12 protein-coding genes are annotated in these 16,129 nt (G+C 39.3%); 8 read left to right on the top strand and 4 right to left on the bottom strand.

Annotation, left to right across the window (positions count from 1 at the left end; genetic code table 11):
- The first annotated feature begins 36 nt into the window (after positions 1-36).
- Positions 37-1,929 (top strand): acetate--CoA ligase, encoded by a 1,893-nt coding sequence (acs, locus tag JYB62_RS12315; RefSeq protein WP_205645734.1) that lies wholly within the window; start codon positions 37-39, stop codon positions 1,927-1,929.
- Positions 1,930-1,963: 34 nt separating this feature from the next.
- On the opposite strand, the gene JYB62_RS12310 is transcribed toward acs, so the two are convergent.
- Positions 1,964-2,137, bottom strand: coding sequence for a hypothetical protein (locus JYB62_RS12310; RefSeq protein ID WP_205645733.1), 174 nt, complete (start codon positions 2,135-2,137; stop codon positions 1,964-1,966).
- A gap of 106 nt (positions 2,138-2,243) precedes the next feature.
- Between JYB62_RS12310 and JYB62_RS12305 the strand changes: the two genes are divergently transcribed.
- The 4 genes from JYB62_RS12305 to JYB62_RS12290 all read left to right on the top strand — a co-directional run bounded on the left by JYB62_RS12305 (position 2,244) and on the right by JYB62_RS12290 (position 6,738).
- Positions 2,244-4,190 carry a DUF294 nucleotidyltransferase-like domain-containing protein gene (locus JYB62_RS12305; protein WP_205645732.1) on the top strand — a complete coding sequence of 649 codons (1,947 nt, stop codon included), beginning with the start codon at positions 2,244-2,246 and terminating at the stop codon, positions 4,188-4,190.
- Complete coding sequence (locus tag JYB62_RS12300; protein WP_205645731.1) at positions 4,187-4,855, top strand: 3'-5' exonuclease; 669 nt, start codon at positions 4,187-4,189, stop codon at positions 4,853-4,855. Before JYB62_RS12305 ends, JYB62_RS12300 begins: the two co-directional genes overlap by 4 nt.
- A 133-nt stretch (positions 4,856-4,988) precedes the next feature.
- The gene (locus JYB62_RS12295; RefSeq protein ID WP_205645730.1) at positions 4,989-6,230 is read left to right on the top strand and encodes a hypothetical protein; all 1,242 of its coding nucleotides are present in this window, start codon (positions 4,989-4,991) and stop codon (positions 6,228-6,230) included.
- Positions 6,231-6,249: 19 nt separating this feature from the next.
- Positions 6,250-6,738 carry a HEAT repeat domain-containing protein gene (locus JYB62_RS12290; protein ID WP_205645729.1) on the top strand — a complete coding sequence of 163 codons (489 nt, stop codon included), beginning with the start codon at positions 6,250-6,252 and terminating at the stop codon, positions 6,736-6,738.
- Positions 6,739-6,784: 46 nt separating this feature from the next.
- Here JYB62_RS12290 and JYB62_RS12285 read toward each other — a convergent pair whose 3' ends face one another.
- Entirely contained in the window at positions 6,785-8,182 is a 1,398-nt protein-coding gene (locus JYB62_RS12285) for a DUF4403 family protein (protein ID WP_205645728.1), read from the bottom strand.
- A gap of 71 nt (positions 8,183-8,253) precedes the next feature.
- On the opposite strand from JYB62_RS12285, the gene ytxJ reads away from it, so the two are divergent.
- Together ytxJ and JYB62_RS12275 are read left to right on the top strand one after the other, a co-directional pair.
- A complete protein-coding gene (gene ytxJ / locus JYB62_RS12280; RefSeq protein ID WP_205645727.1) occupies positions 8,254-8,595 on the top strand; it encodes a bacillithiol system redox-active protein YtxJ in 342 nt (113 codons plus the stop codon).
- A 122-nt stretch (positions 8,596-8,717) separates the two neighbouring features.
- The gene (locus JYB62_RS12275) at positions 8,718-11,573 is read left to right on the top strand and encodes an outer membrane beta-barrel protein (RefSeq protein WP_205645726.1); all 2,856 of its coding nucleotides are present in this window, start codon (positions 8,718-8,720) and stop codon (positions 11,571-11,573) included.
- Between the two features lie 156 nt (positions 11,574-11,729).
- On the opposite strand, the gene JYB62_RS12270 is transcribed toward JYB62_RS12275, so the two are convergent.
- Positions 11,730-12,296, bottom strand: coding sequence for a fasciclin domain-containing protein (locus tag JYB62_RS12270; RefSeq protein ID WP_205645725.1), 567 nt, complete (start codon positions 12,294-12,296; stop codon positions 11,730-11,732).
- Between the two features lie 198 nt (positions 12,297-12,494).
- Between JYB62_RS12270 and JYB62_RS12265 the strand changes: the two genes are divergently transcribed.
- A complete protein-coding gene (locus JYB62_RS12265; RefSeq protein ID WP_205645724.1) occupies positions 12,495-13,523 on the top strand; it encodes a phenylalanine--tRNA ligase subunit alpha in 1,029 nt (342 codons plus the stop codon).
- 76 nt (positions 13,524-13,599) lie between these two features.
- Here JYB62_RS12265 and ccsA read toward each other — a convergent pair whose 3' ends face one another.
- Positions 13,600-16,119 (bottom strand): cytochrome c biogenesis protein CcsA, encoded by a 2,520-nt coding sequence (gene ccsA, locus JYB62_RS12260; protein ID WP_205645723.1) that lies wholly within the window; start codon positions 16,117-16,119, stop codon positions 13,600-13,602.
- Between the last annotated feature and the right edge of the window lie 10 nt (positions 16,120-16,129).

The raw sequence follows: 16,129 nt of genomic DNA, 5'->3' as shown, positions 1-16,129 counted from the left end.
ATCAATTAATAAAGATTTCGATAACCCAATAATATCATGAGTGATAGAATACATACCCTAAGTGGATATTTACACGAGTACCAAAAAAGTGTCACCCAACCTGAAGAATTTTGGGCAAGGATTGCTGATTCTTTTTATTGGAGAAAGAGGTGGGACCGAGTGTTGAAGTGGAATTTTGATGAACCAGATGTAAAGTGGTTTATCAATGGTAAGCTGAATATTACAGAAAATATTTTTGAACGGTATTTATTTACAATTGGTGATCGACCGGCGATTATTTGGGAGCCAAGTGATCCAAATGAGCAAGGTAGAACCCTTACTTATAAAGAGCTATATCAGGAAGTTTGCCGTTTTGCAAATGCCTTAAAGAGCAAGGGGATTGGGAAAGGCGATAAGGTGATTATTTATATGCCTATGGTTCCAGAAGCGGCCGTAGCCATGCTTGCTTGTGCCAGAATCGGGGCGATCCACTCAGTTGTATTTGCAGGATTTTCAAGCACTGCTTTGGCAGACCGTGTAAACGATTGTGAAGCAAAAGCAATTTTGACTTCAGATGGAAACTTCAGAGGTAGTAAAAAAATTGCTGTGAAAGCAATAGTAGACCAAGCTTTGGAGAAAAGTTCGGTAGAAACAGTCATCGTATACCAACGCACTAAGCAGGAGGTGACGATGAAAGAAGGAAGAGACTTCTGGTGGCATGATGTGATCGCGGATGAATCAACTGAATGTGTGGCCGAGGAAATGGACAGCGAAGATATGTTGTTTATTCTCTATACTTCTGGTTCTACAGGCAAGCCTAAAGGTGTGGTGCACACTACTGGTGGGTACATGGTGTATACTAAATATTCCTTTGAGAATGTATTCCAATATTCCTCCGGAGATATTTATTGGTGTACTGCGGATGTGGGATGGATTACTGGTCACTCTTACATTGTTTATGGGCCTTTATTGGCAGGGGCCACTACCTTGATGTTTGAAGGAGTTCCTACTTACCCAGATGCTGGAAGGTTCTGGGCGATCGTTGAAAAATATAAAGTAAATCAATTCTATACGGCACCTACAGCAATTAGAGCTTTACAAGCTTATGGGACTGATGTTATTCAAGGATATGACCTAAGTTCCTTGAAAGTTTTGGGTTCTGTGGGAGAACCTATCAATGAAGAAGCTTGGCATTGGTACCATACTCATATTGGGCAAAATAGATGCCCAATAGTAGATACTTGGTGGCAAACCGAAACAGGAGGAATTATGGTTTCTCCAATAGCGGGTATTACACCTACTAAACCTGCATATGCAACATTGCCTTTGCCAGGAGTGCAGCTTTGTATCGTGGATCCGGAAGGAAATGAATTAAAAGGAAATTCTGTAGAAGGTAACCTTTGTATCAAATTTCCTTGGCCATCTATGATTAGAACTACCTATGGTGATCATGATCGGTGTAAGCAAACGTATTTCTCTACCTATAAAGGCATGTATTTTACAGGAGATGGAGTAAAGAGGGATCATGATGGGTATTATAGAATCCTGGGACGTGTAGATGATGTGATCAATGTCTCTGGCCATAGAATGGGAACTGCTGAAGTAGAAAATGCGATCAACGAACACCCAAAAGTAATCGAGTCTGCTGTCGTGGGCTATCCTCACGATGTCAAAGGGCAGGGGATTTATGCGTATGTCATTTGTGACATGACGAATCGTACAGAGGATAACTTGGTAAATGAAATCAAAGAAATGGTATCCAAAATCATAGGACCGATTGCCAAGCCAGATAAGATCCAAATAGTCCCTGGATTACCGAAAACAAGATCAGGCAAAATCATGAGAAGGATCTTAAGAAAGGTAGCTGAAAATAGTCTGGACAATATGGGAGATACCAGTACGCTTCTTGATCCGGAGGTAGTTACTAAGATTATCGAAGGAAGGAAATAATGAGACTGAGCCATGGGAAACGATGGCTCTTTTTTTAATCCTTTGGCGAAGAATCTCCTTCCTCAGCGTATATTTCAATTTGAGAAATAATGGAGTTTGGAGAATCCATTTCTTGTTTATAAAAATTATGAACCCCGACCATAAAGGCAACGATCAAAGCCCAAACAATACTTCGTAGGGGTCTAAAAATTTGCTTGAACAGGTTCATCCTAGTTAAGGTTTAATTTTATTTACCAATTTTTATTCCATATTCGATTGTTTGTCAGTTTGACACTCGTCCATGGCCAATTTATTCGAAATTCAATTTTCAAAGCATGTCTAATGTAATTGTCAATCGGGTAGCAGAGTTCTTAAAAACTTATCCTCCTTTTAATTTTTTGAGTAAAGATGATTTAGAGAATGTAGCGCAACAGGTTTCTATCAAGTATTTTGAGGAGGGGGAGCGTTTATTTTCCCAAGGTGAACCAGCTCAATCCCATTTTTTTATTGTTCGGGAAGGGTCTGTCAAACTGACAGAGAATCAGGCCTCTGGAGAACTGGTTAAAGAATATTGTGACCAAGGTGATGTGTTTGGAGTGTTGGCTCTTTTGGGTAAGCGTCCTTATGTGTTGAATGCAATTGTGGCCGAAGAAACGATTGTTTACTTTGTCCCGGTATCCATCTTTGAGTTAATTCTCGAGCAGAATAGTAAAGTCGCACTCTATTTTGCAGCAGGATTTGCGAGTGGTCAAGTGGTCGTCCGTCAGGATTTGTCGCAAGGGCAAAAAGCAAGGGGTGTTTTTAAAAATGAGTCGAATGACCATTCCTTGTTGATTTTTTCAGACCCTTCTGTCATTAAGATTTCTGAAAACGTGTTAACAGGTTTTAAAGATCTTTCCATTCAAGAGGCTGCCGAACAAATGAGTTTTGAAGAAGTGAGCAGTATCGTGGTGGTGAATGAACAAAAACATCCCCTAGGAATCATTACTGACAAGGACCTGAGAAAAAAAGTGGTTGCAGCAGGTTTGCCATTGGGCGCATCCGTTTCTGAGATTATGACTAAAGAATTGATTGTTCGCAAAAGTGATGCTTCCTTTTCAGACCTCTATTTGTGCATGATCAAGAATAGACTTCATCACTTGGTGTTAACAAAAGATGGGACCTCTCAAAGTCCGGTTACTGGAATTATTTCAGATCATGATGTGCTATTGTCCATGGGAAATAGTCCAGCAATTCTGATTCATGCCCTTCTAAATACCATGGATCTAGAAGAGATGAAAAGTATTCGACTTCGAGCCGAGCAAATGCTTCGATATTATTTAGAAAATGAAGTGGCAATGGATTTCGTGGCATCCGTCATGACTGAAATAAATGATGTAATCATCAGTCAGGCAAGAATTATTGCACTTACGAAATATAGAAGGGAATACCCTGAAATGGAAGGGATCAAATTCTGTTTTTTGTCTCTGGGGAGTGAAGGAAGAGAAGAGCAGTTATTACGGACAGATCAGGATAATGCGATCATATATGAGGATGTCCCTCAGGAACTTTATGACCAGGCAGCAGAATATTTCCTGAAAATAGGGACTGAAATGGTGGAAGTATTAATTCATTGTGGAATATCCCCATGTCCCGGTAATATTATGGCAAGTAATTCCAAATGGGTTCAGCCGATTAGTACTTGGAAAGAATACTTCTCTGAGTGGATTCTGAGGCCTACGGAAGAAGCATTGTTAAATTCTACCATATTTTTTGATTTCAGGGCCATTGGGGGGACTAATTTTCTGGCAGATCAATTGACTGATCATATTTATGAAGAAGTTAGAAAGAAGCATTTTTTTCTAAATTTTCTGGCCAATAACGCATATAGGAAGCCCGCTCCATTAGGTTTTTTCAGAGGGTTTATGGTAGAGAGATCTGGAGAACATAGAGATCAATTTGATATTAAAGCCAGAGCGATGATGCCTTTGGCTGATCTGGCGAGATTGTTGATCTTAAGTCATGGAGTAGTAGGAATCAACAATACTTTTAAACGATTTGAAAAGCTTGCTGAATTAGAGCCTGTTAATGAAGAATTGTATACCCAAGCTGGAAAGGCCTATGAGATACTCATGCGTATGAGGGCATTAGAGGGACTCCATCATGGGAATAGCGGAAGATTTATTGACCCTGAGAGCCTTGGAAAACTTTATAAGCAACTATTGAAGAATACCTTTTCTCCACTTTTGGAACTTCAAGAATTAGTGAAAGTTAGGTTTCAATTAGATTACTTTTCGAAATGAGTTGGTCGTTGTTCAGGAAAAAGATTTCTCCAAAGTCCTTTGTTAAAGATTTTTTAAAGGAGTTTAAAAGTGATATTCCCGATATCCGGCAATTCGATGAACTGACATTTGTGGTTTTGGATACGGAAACCACTGGCCTCGATCTTTTTAAAGACCATATTTTATCCTTTGGGGCTGTGAAAATACAAGAGCAAAAAATCCTTATTTCCACTGCAGTAGAATGGTATTTGGCTTCATCCAAAACAGGAAAAGAAGCTATAACTGTGCATGGACTTCTAAAAAATGAAGAGGAGTTATCCTTGGAATCATTCGCCACTCAAATGTTACCTTATCTGGGGAACCATGTGATTATAGGGCATTCCATCGGTTTTGATCTGGCGATGTTGAAAAAAGCGCTTAGACCTTTTGGATTGGTTGATTTTCCTAACCCAAGTATTGATACCAAAGATTTAGCAATTCGATTAGACCATGGGTTAATGGTGGATCCGAGTAGAATTAATTTTCAGGATTACACGCTAGACTCCTTGTGCCAACGGTTCAAAATCGAAACAGATGATCGACATACGGCTGGTGGAGATGCTTTTTTAACTGCTAATTTATTTTTAAAACTCTTAAAACTTGCCTGCAAAAAAGGCATAAATAACTGGGGACAGTTGAAAAAATAATTGAAACCTAATTTATAGTTTGATTATTCTTTATCAGTAATTGAATAAAAAATATCATTTAACCTATTACAAATCAATTTAATATAATTATATTAAAGAAGGTTTTTTTGTCTCATTTTTCAACTAAATACCAATGTCAAAATTTAAAATAGACCCTCAATTACTGGTACAAAGCGAGCTCATAGAAAAGCTAAAAAATTTACAGGCCATTCCAGTGCATCCCATTACCACAAAATATTGGTCATTGGGAGGATCGGGAGGATGGTTGGGAACATCCACCACTGGGATTTTGAAATGTCCTGATGGAGTAGGTTCATTCCAGCATTATGTCAATGGATCCATTTATTATCATCCCAATACAGGGGCTCATGAAGTACATGGATTAATCAGAGCCCGTTGGAAGTCATTGGGATGGGAAAGAAGTTTTCTAGGATATCCAAAAACGGATGAAACAAAAACTCCCGATGGAATCGGCCGGTTTAATCATTTTCAAGGAGGCAGTATTTATTGGTCTCCAGCTTCAGGAGCATGGGAAGTGCATGGAGCCATTCGGAGCAAATACGCAAGTTTGGGTTGGGAAAGAAGTTTCCTTAAATATCCCTTAACCAATGAAACTACCTGTCCAGATGGAGTAGGTCGCTTTAATCATTTTCAAGGCGGAAGCATATATTGGACGCCAAGTACAGGAGCACATGAGGTTCATGGTGCAATCCGTGCACATTGGGCTTCCTTGGGATGGGAAAGAAGTTTTTTAGGCTATCCCACCTCTGATGAATTGGTGGTTTTTGGAGGTGCCGGAAGGATTTCGCATTTCCAGCATGGAAGTATTTATTGGTCATCAACTGCAGGGGTGAGAGTTTTACGTGAGCGAATAAGAGTTCATGTGAAAATTTTGACGACCCCCACAAGGTTTACAATTAATGAACAGTTTGCCGCCATGCAGGAAGTTTTTGCGGTAGCAGGAATTCGGGTAGATTGCGCGACCACGGAAACACTTAATCTGCCTACTCTTAATGATGTTGACGTAGGCGGTTGTACGATGGGATCGGTTACAGCAGAACAGACCACCTTATTTGGGAACAGGAATTTCGTTGGTGTCAATGACGTTGTCGTATATTTTGTAAATAGTACCGTGCCTGGATACAATGGATGTGCAGCATTTCCATCAGGAAGGCCAGGCTGTGTGGTAGTAAGGACCGCAAGTAGGTGGACTTTGGGCCATGAATTTGGGCATGTTTTAGGACTTAGCCATGTGAACAATAACGATCGGTTGATGACTGGTAATGGAACCTTCAATATTACCAATCCACCACCAAACTTGACATCTGGGGAATCCAGTACCATGAGATCAAGTGGACTTAGTACAAATCTTTAACCCAAAATTTTTAGAACTTATGGCACAATCAAGAAAAAAAGCAGCCTCTAAAGGCTTCGATCCTGAAGAATTATTGAATTTCCTTAGACAGGATGAGTTGGATTACCCTGCAGGTGCAAAAAAGTTTGGGAAAGATGCATTGCCCTTACTTTCGGATTTGATAGAAGGCTCCGATGAGAATCTATCAATGAAGGCAGCCTATTTGGTAGGATATATTGATGATGATAGAGTGGGAGATATCCTGAAAAATGCAGCTGAAAAAGGATCTTCTACCATTCGAATTGCCGCGGCTTTTGGAGCTCAAAAAAGGCCTCCAGAAGTGGCAGAGGCAATATTGTCGAAATCTTTAGAGGATAATAACCCCTCAGTAGTAAAATTCGCCATGCGATCAGTTTCATCAATGAAGTTAGGTAAAAACCTGAAATCTAAAATCGATCATATTTCCAAACATTTCTTGGATGAGGACATTAAGAAGTCAGCAAAAGATATGATGAAAAAAATCAAGTGACAATCATAGAAATAATAAATGGGAAGCATTGAGTACTTCCCATTTATTATTTCCAGTCAAAATTCACCTTGCCCCTAGCTTTCATGTGCACTGTCAACCCATTTTTGGTAGGGAAAAAATCTTCGGGTATTATTTCTAAATCTTCTATTCGTAAATCAGCAATTCCTGTTTTCAAAGCCAGTCTGTCCTGTATACTTAACATGCCTTCATTTAGATAATCTCCAATTGGAAAAACCGCTCTTTTTTCAATATTTCGGATGATCTTTTTCTTTTTGAGACCAATACTCGTTTGAGCTCCTAGGTTGCCACTTTCTATTTTAAAATTGATATCCGTGAAATAAAGGTTCTGATTTTTGGGATCATATGCAGGTTTACCCACGATGTAAAGCTTTCCATCCAAACTTTTCCCATTGGTTTGTTCTGCCATGAAATCCATAGTTATTTTCAACAGATCTCCATAGGATTGGCTTAGAATATTATCTGGGGTGAGGATGGTCTTTTTATCTACCCGAATTGGACGATTATTCAGGTTTTCTCCCAAAAGTTGATTTATTTTTTCATAGTCAAGAACCCATGGCAGGGTAATTTCCAGGTGGTTTTCAGGATCCAGATTTGGGCTTAGTTTTGGTAGAGGGAATGCACGGCTTGGAGCTGCATTTACCGGATGGGAATTTACTTTTCCGTTAAGGCCCAGCCAAACATTCAGTTGATCTTCTTGATCAAAGAATTCTTGAAGTTTAACAGAATCAGGTTGAATGGAAAATGCGGATGCTTCTCCTTCCCAATTGATTGTAAAAGGCCTTCCCACTTGATTCCATGCAAGGTCAATAAAGGTCTTCAAGCTAACTAGGGATTTGGAAGAGGCTAAGTTTTGTTCTCCCCAGCGATTGATCTCCCTCTCTAAAAGCCCTGAAAGATCCACTTCCATTCCAAATACTGATAAAGCTAATTTTCCTCCTAAGTCGACCAGTTCAAAGTCAGCTATAGAAATGCTCCAATCCGGGTTGATCGAGGGATTCAGAATAAATACCGGGGTAAGGGTTTCGTCTAATGGGATTTTGGATTGAATAAAACTACCTAGACCACCCCTTTTTAATCCAATCTCACCCTGAAGTTTTAGGGGAAGCGTTAATTGAATTCTCTGACTGTCCAAGGCAGTATAGGAAGGTTTTCCGTTTCTTGTCAACAATAAGTTTCCTTCGAAATTTCCGGATCCTATTGCTTCATCATTTACCAATACTTGAGGGATGGCCTGATTAAATAGTTTATCCAGTGTTTCCTTAGGGATTTGGACTGGTACATTGACTGAGGAAAATGCAGGAGGAGCAATTTCTGGCTGAGGGTTCAGATGTGGATTAAAAGTTTTGCAAGAAGCGAAGCTAGCGATTACAAAAACGAATAGTATAGACGATTTGACTAAATCAAACTTGGATTTTAATTTCATTTGTAAATTCCTTGGTTAATCAGGGAACTTTATCTTCCCCAAAAATATTGCCCTTTATTAAAGGATGTAAAATGAATTGGAATAAATTAACACAATTAGGTCAATTAGAGGATATCAAGGTTTTGAGTGAGGATGTCCCCGTAATGATATTTAAGCATAGTACTCGCTGCTCGTTAAGTAGCATGTCTTTAGATCGACTTCTACGTAATTGGAAAGAGGATGACCATAAAAATGTTATGCCTTACCATTTGGATATCATCGAAAACAGAGAGTTGTCTAATCAAGTAAGTCAGGAATTTGGTATTCCACATCAATCTCCGCAGGTAATTGTAATTAAAAACGGAGAGGCTGTATATGATAATAGCCATTTTGGGATATCCTATCCGGAAATAATGGATGTGGTGAAAAAATAATTCATCTTTTAAATCGTTTTTTAGCCATTTATCCTTCCGATTTTCCATTCTAATTTTTCATTAGTTGAGCACTAAACCTTTGACATTTTTCTAGGGTCAAAGAATCAGATATTTGCGCAACTATGGGAAACATGTATAAATACCTTTTACTGATTTTTTGCCTGCTACTAGTTTTTAATGTGTATGGGCAACGGCCTCAGGGTCAAAGACCTCAAATTAAACTTACTGGCACCGTCATAGACGGAAGCACCAAGACTCCAATGAATGGAGCCAATGTTTTGATTAAGACAGTTACTGATTCTTTATTAGTAGGAGGTGTAACAGATGCCCAAGGGAAATTCGAATTGATTAGGCCGATGATTCCTCAAGTAAAAATTGAAATAAAATTTATAGGTTATGAAACGATTTCCAAAACTCACAGCTTTCGTGAACCAGCTGATTTGGGCATCTTGGTGTTAAATGAAGATACCCAGACGTTGGGAGAAGTAGTGATTGAGGGGCAGTCTCCTGTTGGGGAAATGAGAGGGGATACCACTTCCTTCAATGCTTCAGCCTTTAAAACACAACAAAATGCCCAAGCAGAGGATCTGATTAGAAAACTACCAGGGGTCACCATTCAAAATGGCGAAGTTCAGGCTCAAGGGGAAACCGTGCAAAAGATTTTGGTTGATGGAAGAGAGTTTTTCGGTTCTGATCCAAATATTGCCTTAAGGAACCTTCCTGCCGATGCAATTGACCGAGTAGAGGTGTTGGACCAAAGATCTGATCAAAGTAGATTGACAGGTTTCGATGATGGGTCTTATACCAAAACGATAAACATCATTTTAAGAGAAGATCGAAAAAATGGGAAATTCGGACGTGTATATGGAGGGTATGGAACGGACGATCGATATTCTGCAGGAGGAAGTTTGAACTTGTTTAGTGGGGACAGAAGAATTTCAATTTTAGGATTGGCGAATAATATCAATCAACAAAACTTTTCTAGTCAGGATTTGGCCGGAGTGAACGCCAATAGTTCAGGAGGAGATAGAGGTAGAGGCCGAGGAGGCTTTGGCGGAGGAAATAATAATTTCAATGCAGGAAATAATAGTGGCATCAATACTACCAATTCTATAGGCCTTAATTACTCTGATAAATGGGGGCAAAAAGTGAATTTTACAGGTAGCTATTTTTTCAATAACTCAGCAAATAATTTACAGGAAATCACCAATCGAGAAACAGTGGTCAATGAAAGTTTGACCCAGTATTATCAGGAAAACCTGATCAGTACTACAGACAATTACAATCATCGATTTAGCGGAAGATTGGAAGCCGATTTAAATGACAAGAATTCCTTTATTGTGACTCCCAATGTATCCATTCAAAACAGTACTAGTTACAGTGACCGGGATGCATTGACCACTGCGAGTACAGGAGATTCTTTAAGTGCCTTAAGATCCATTACCAATGCTGAGAATAAGACTTACAATATTTCTAACAACATTACCTATCGATATAAATTTGATAAAAAAGGGAGAACTTTTTCCACGGATATCAATACAACCTGGTCCAATCGGGATCAAATTTCCGATTTGCTTGCTGCCAGCATAGATTATAAAAGAGAGGTTTTAGATACGACATTACAGGAGACTTATACTCTTTCCAAAGGGTTTAACTATAGGGTCAATGCGACGTTGACCGAACCTTTGGGAGAGAAGTCAATAGGTACTATTGGTTATCAAGTTGGAAATAATAAATCTAACTCAGATCAAAAGACATATGTGCTGGGTGCAGAACAAGGGATTTATCTCTTGGATACTGCCTTGAGTAATGAGTTTGATAACAAGTTTATAACCCAACGAGTACGTTCAGGCTATGCCTACAATAACAATGGGTTAAACTTGAACTTCAACCTAGATTATCAAAATGCGAAATTAGATAATGAGGCTTTTTTTCCAGAGCCAGGAGTGTTCAATAGAAGCTTCAATAATATTTTGCCGGGGGCAAGTTTGAGCTATAGAAATAGAGAGACTGGAATTTCTTACCGGATGAGGTATAGAACCAATACCGATGAACCAAATGTGTCTCAGCTTCAAAATGTAGTAAATAATCAAAATCCATTGAACTTGAGTGTTGGGAATCCAAATCTGGGGCAAAGCTATAATCACAATATATTCCTCAACATGAGCAAAATAAATATGGAGAAGAACCACACCATGTTTATGTTTTTTAATTACTCAGGCACGAAGAATTACATAGGTTCAAGCACCTTTTTGACAGCGCAAGACACTTTGATCAATGGAGAGATTTTGTTGAGACCTGGAGGGCAAATTACCCAGCCCATCAACTTGGACGGCAACTTTAGAACCACCTTCTTCTTCACTTACGGAACTCCAATAAAAGGGATCAAGACTCAGTTTAATATGAATACCCGGGTGAATTTCAATAGAATTCCTGGGTTGATCAATGGGGAAAGAAATCTCAATGATAACCTGTCTTTAAGGCAAGGGATTACCTTTACCTCAAACATCAGTGAGAATGTAGATTTCACCTTGAGTACGACAGGTAATTATAATATTGTCAATTCCAGTCTTCAAACTACGCAGGATAATAATTTCTACGTACAGGAGTCCAATCTGAGATTGTATTATTCTCCAAATGGAGGAAAGTTATTTATTGGAAATAATATCAATCATAGCTTATACAGTGGCTTGTCCGAAGGATTTGATCAATCGTTTTGGCTTTGGAATATTGAAGGCGGATATAGATTTGCTAAGAATAATAAAGCTGAGTTGAAAGTAATGATCTTTGACTTGCTCAACCAGAACAATAGCATCCAAAGAACTATTTCCGACGTTTCGGTGACCGATGTTTTCACAAATGTTTTGACGAGATATGGGATGTTAACCTTTACTTATATCATTGGTAATTTCAAACAACCAGAACCTTCAAATAACCCTTGGGAGCGCAGAAGACCTGGAGGAAGTAGAACTTGGTAATATGTGAATTTCGAATTTTGAGTTAAGATTTCCATCAAAGAATAGGCTACAGATTAAGATCTTAGAATTGCTTTTTCTCAAATTCCTGAAGGATCTGTATTAAAAAAACCGACTCAAGGAATGGAGTCGGTTTTTTTATTAAGTAAACTATATCTGTTACATTTTCGGAAGTACTACCGCATCTACAGAGTGAATGACGCCATTATTCTGCCACACGTCTGCGATGGTTACTTTTGATTGGCCTCCGGTTTCATCGGTGATGTACAGGTCTTTTCCCTTCATCCATGCGGTTAATTTGCCTCCTTGAATTGTGGTGAATTCTGCTTTTCCATTTCCTTTTTTGATCGCTTCTGTGATATCTTTTGATCCCATTTTACCTGCTACTATGTGATAAGTCAATACAGCTTGAAGCTGAGCTTTATTTTCAGGTTTTAGTAAGGTTTCAATAGTACCTGCTGGTAATTTTTCGAAAGCCATGTTGTCTGGCGCAAATACCGTAAAGGGACCAGCTCCTTGTAAAGTTTCTACCAAACCAGCGGCTTTTACAGCTGCTACCAAGGTGGTATGATCCATGGAGTTGGTGGCATTTTCTACAATGCTTTTAGAGGGATACATTTCTGCTCCTCCGACTAGGACTGTTTTTTCCATTTGAGCAAAAGCTGAGTTTGCATATAGAAAAATAAAGGCAGCAAAAGCCAATTTGAAGAATTTTTGAATGTCCATGATTTTTTAAATTTTGATGATTCTTAGTATTTGTATTTGAATGGAAATACGCGGTAGCTATGTCAACTGGATCGCAAGAGATTCAAACTATTTTTAGAATCTTGCCCCGACTATCATGAAATGCATGCAATCCCTCCTGATTTTTTGTCCAAAAAATCCTAAAACTCTTAGCTTTGTGGCTTGATAAAATTGCAAAGCATGTATCAGGAAAAAATTGAAGCGATCAAAGCAGCCATTTCAGCGGCTGATGCGAATACACCAGAGGAGTTGGAAGCCTACAGAATGGAGTATATCTCCAAGAAGTCTGTGGTGGGAGAGCTTTTTGCAGGTATGGGAAAGGTTCCTAATGAAGAAAAGCGTGCTTACGGACAATTGGTCAATGGAGTAAAGCAACTAGCTGAAGCTAAGTTTAAGGAGCTAATCGAAAAGGTAAGCGAAGCAAATAAAAAGTCTAAATCTGCGGATATTGATTTGACATTGCCTCCTTCCAATCAAGGTTTGGGAGGAATTCATCCTCTTACTGCTACCAGACAGCGAATTATTGAAATTTTTGAAAGGATAGGTTTCAACCTTTCAGAAGGACCAGAGATTGAGGATGATTGGCATAATTTCACAGCCTTGAATTTCCCTGAAAATCACCCCGCACGTGAAATGCAGGATACTTTCTTTATAGAGAAAAATCCAGACATCGCGCTCAGAACTCATACTTCTTCTGTGCAGGTGCGAGTAATGGAAAACCAACAGCCGCCTATCAGAACTCTTTCCCCTGGAAGAGTGTATAGAAATGAAGCAATTTCAGCAAGAGCACATTGTATCTTTCATCAAGTAGAAGGGCTTTATGTGGATGAAAACGTGGGCTTTGCTGACTTGAAAAACACCGTATACCACTTCGCTAAAGAGATGTTTGGTAAAGGCACTAAAGTACGTTTCAGACCTTCTTATTTCCCTTTTACGGAGCCTAGTGCAGAGATTGACATTACTTGTTTGATCTGTGGAGGATCTGGTTGTAATGTTTGTAAAGGAACTGGCTGGGTTGAAATTGGAGGTTCTGGAATGGTAGACCCGAATGTGTTGGAAAACTGTGGAATCGACTCGAAGAAATACACAGGCTTTGCTTTTGGTATGGGAATTGAGCGAATTGCGATGTTGAAATATCAAATCAAAGACCTTCGTTTATTCACAGAAAACGATGTCAGATTCCTGAAACAATTTACCCCTTTGCTTTAAGTGTAAAGGATATGTTAGATAGCAGAAAAGCCCGATTTTATTCGGGCTTTTCTTTTTGTAAGTATTTATGTTAAGGCTATTCCAAGCCTTTATCTCTCATTTTCTTGAATTCATCAAATCTTCTAAAAATGGCTACGGTAAAACCTGTCAACATAATGATGGTACCCATCCACAACACATTGATATAAGGTTTAACAATGGCTTTCATGACCACATAATCTTTCTGGTATTGATTGACCTTGAAGACGAATTTATTCTCCTCTGGAAGAATGTTTTCCAAAGAAATTTTAATTCCTAATTCAGAATCAACTAATGGGATTTTACCGACTTGGCTATTTCTGATGATAAAGGTGGGTTCCAATACTTTTTCTACATCGTAATCCAATATTCTAAGCTTGGCTTTCACAGCTACATCTCCTTCTTGTAAGACATAGTCTTCTAGTTCCTGCAATACCTCCGCACCATCAAAATAGGTAACGAAATCAGCTACATGGAACTGCTCTCCAGGAGCTACTTCATAGATTTCATCCTCTTTCCAGTCAGGGTCTTCGTAGTCATTCATAGCGGCTACATAGGTATAAAGATCCTTGTCGAAATAAATCTTAGAATCCGGAGAAGAGATCAAACCTCCCATGCCCGCATTGAATTGAGACATAGGGTTCAAGGAAAATTGTAGCGTATTGTTTTGGTAATAGTCGATTTTGAAATAATCATTTTCTTCCAACACCAAATTAACCGTATCCCCTTTTTGGAAATAGTCCTTATAGGATTCCAATGCTACGGATTTGTTTACCAAACCGGTAGTTTCCAGGATTTTTGCAGGAACGTATTCAGGAACTCCCACTACTTTCTTTTGTCGGCCTCTATACGTGACCGTATAGTCTTTCATCTGAGTAGGTTTATTGATCCAAAGCAAAACATGTTCCTTGTTCAATTCATCTTCCCAGCTATTGCTATAAGTTAGCCCTGACATGTTGATGGAGATAACATCTGAGTAACCGGAGCTAAACATGATTCCAATCAAAACCATTCCTAAGCCAATATGTGCTAGAGATCCACCTGCTAATTTGAAAGTAGATTTCTTGAGAATCTTTGCCAAAATCACAGAGTTGGCCACAATGGTAAAGGTTCCTGCCAGAATAATAATGATGTATTTCCAGTCGTAAACTTTGGCCAATACTATGATCACAGCAGAAATCAACACGGAAACGATATAAGGCGTCACCAATGTTTCTTTCAACTTCTGCTTGTCCATTTTTTGCCACCAGAAGAATTGTCCTACTGCAGTCAAAAGGGACAAAGCTACTGCAAACCATAATTGAAACTTCGTGTAGAATTCAATTTGATCAGCAGGAGGCGCCATATTGGAGATTCCACCAAAGCTTTCTACCAAGGTATTCCAAACAGGAATAGATGTAGGTAAAATCACTTGGAATGCCATTAAAGCTAAAGTAGTTGCACCAATGAAAACCCAGAATTCCCGGGAGTATACGGAAGCTTCTTTTTCTGAACTTGGGATATGTTTCCAGGCTCTGACAGAAAGTACTATGGCTACTACCAAAAAGAACAGCATGTAGATTAACAACTGACCTGATAATCCTAGGTCGGTAAAGGAGTGTACCGAAGCATCTCCCAATACGCCTGACCTTACCAAGAAAGTGGCATACAATACCAGGATGAAGGTCGATATCACCAATATGATGGAAGTTTTCAGAGCAGTAGCACTTTTCTTGAAAGTGATCATAGTGTGAATGGCAGCCACTAAGATTAGCCAAGGCACATACACAGCGTTTTCTACTGGATCCCAGTTCCAGTACCCTCCAAAGTTAAGCGTCACATAAGCCCAATAGGCCCCCATTATGATTCCCATTCCTAGGATCATGGCAGAGAAAATAGCCCAAGGTAATGCTGGACGAATCCACTCTGAGTATCTTTTCATCACTAATCCTCCCATCAAAAAAGCGAATGGGACAAGGGTAGAAGCATACCCTAGGAAAAGGGTGGGTGGATGGATGACCATCCAAATATTTTGAAGTAATGGGTTGAGTCCAGTTCCGTCTTCCGGTACGAAGTCTGGGTTTACTTGGAAAATAGGTGCTTGAGTAGCATCCCGAAGCAGAATGAAGGGCGAACTTCCTATTTTCAAGTCCCCAATGACCACTCCTAAAATCATGGATACCAAAAATGCCTGTACCAATGCAAACACAACCATAACAGGCGCTTCCCAGAATTTATTGGTTTTTATTAACACAGCCCCCAGTATCACATTCCAGAAGATCCAAAGGATAAACGCTCCTTCTTGACCTTCCCAGAAACTGGAGATCATGTAATGGACTGGTAGGGCTTTTGAACTGTGCGAATATGCGTAGAAATATTCAAACCGGTGATTGTAAATGATTTCAAAAAGTGAAACCGCAATCAACGTGGCTGATACGCCATGGATTAAAAAACTGATTCTACTGAATTTCCTCCAGCTTGCTTTTTCTAGTTCGTTTGCACGGAAATATTGGATGTAAGCATAGGCCGTAACCAATGCACTGACAAAGGCCACGATGGTCATCATGTGGCCAAGATTTCCGATAAAGGTATTGATCATGGGGTTTTTA

Origin of the sequence: Algoriphagus lutimaris (assembly GCF_017051705.1) — a bacterium.
Lineage (GTDB): Bacteria > Bacteroidota > Bacteroidia > Cytophagales > Cyclobacteriaceae > Algoriphagus > Algoriphagus lutimaris.
This window is presented reverse-complemented; position numbering and strand designations above follow the sequence as displayed.

Excerpts from the sequence above, each read along its gene's own strand:
- JYB62_RS12295 (WP_205645730.1), top strand. The coding sequence starts at position 4,989 with ATGTCAAAATTTAAAATAGACCCTCAATTACTGGTACAAAGCGAGCTC.
- ccsA (WP_205645723.1), bottom strand. The coding sequence starts at position 16,119 with ATGATCAATACCTTTATCGGAAATCTTGGCCACATGATGACCATCGTG.
- JYB62_RS12285 (WP_205645728.1), bottom strand. The coding sequence starts at position 8,182 with ATGAAATTAAAATCCAAGTTTGATTTAGTCAAATCGTCTATACTATTC.
- JYB62_RS12290 (WP_205645729.1), top strand. The coding sequence starts at position 6,250 with ATGGCACAATCAAGAAAAAAAGCAGCCTCTAAAGGCTTCGATCCTGAA.
- JYB62_RS12300 (WP_205645731.1), top strand. The coding sequence starts at position 4,187 with ATGAGTTGGTCGTTGTTCAGGAAAAAGATTTCTCCAAAGTCCTTTGTT.
- JYB62_RS12270 (WP_205645725.1), bottom strand. The coding sequence starts at position 12,296 with ATGGACATTCAAAAATTCTTCAAATTGGCTTTTGCTGCCTTTATTTTT.
- JYB62_RS12275 (WP_205645726.1), top strand. The coding sequence starts at position 8,718 with ATGGGAAACATGTATAAATACCTTTTACTGATTTTTTGCCTGCTACTA.
- acs (WP_205645734.1), top strand. The coding sequence starts at position 37 with ATGAGTGATAGAATACATACCCTAAGTGGATATTTACACGAGTACCAA.
- JYB62_RS12310 (WP_205645733.1), bottom strand. The coding sequence starts at position 2,137 with ATGAACCTGTTCAAGCAAATTTTTAGACCCCTACGAAGTATTGTTTGG.
- JYB62_RS12305 (WP_205645732.1), top strand. The coding sequence starts at position 2,244 with ATGTCTAATGTAATTGTCAATCGGGTAGCAGAGTTCTTAAAAACTTAT.
- ytxJ (WP_205645727.1), top strand. The coding sequence starts at position 8,254 with ATGAATTGGAATAAATTAACACAATTAGGTCAATTAGAGGATATCAAG.
- JYB62_RS12265 (WP_205645724.1), top strand. The coding sequence starts at position 12,495 with ATGTATCAGGAAAAAATTGAAGCGATCAAAGCAGCCATTTCAGCGGCT.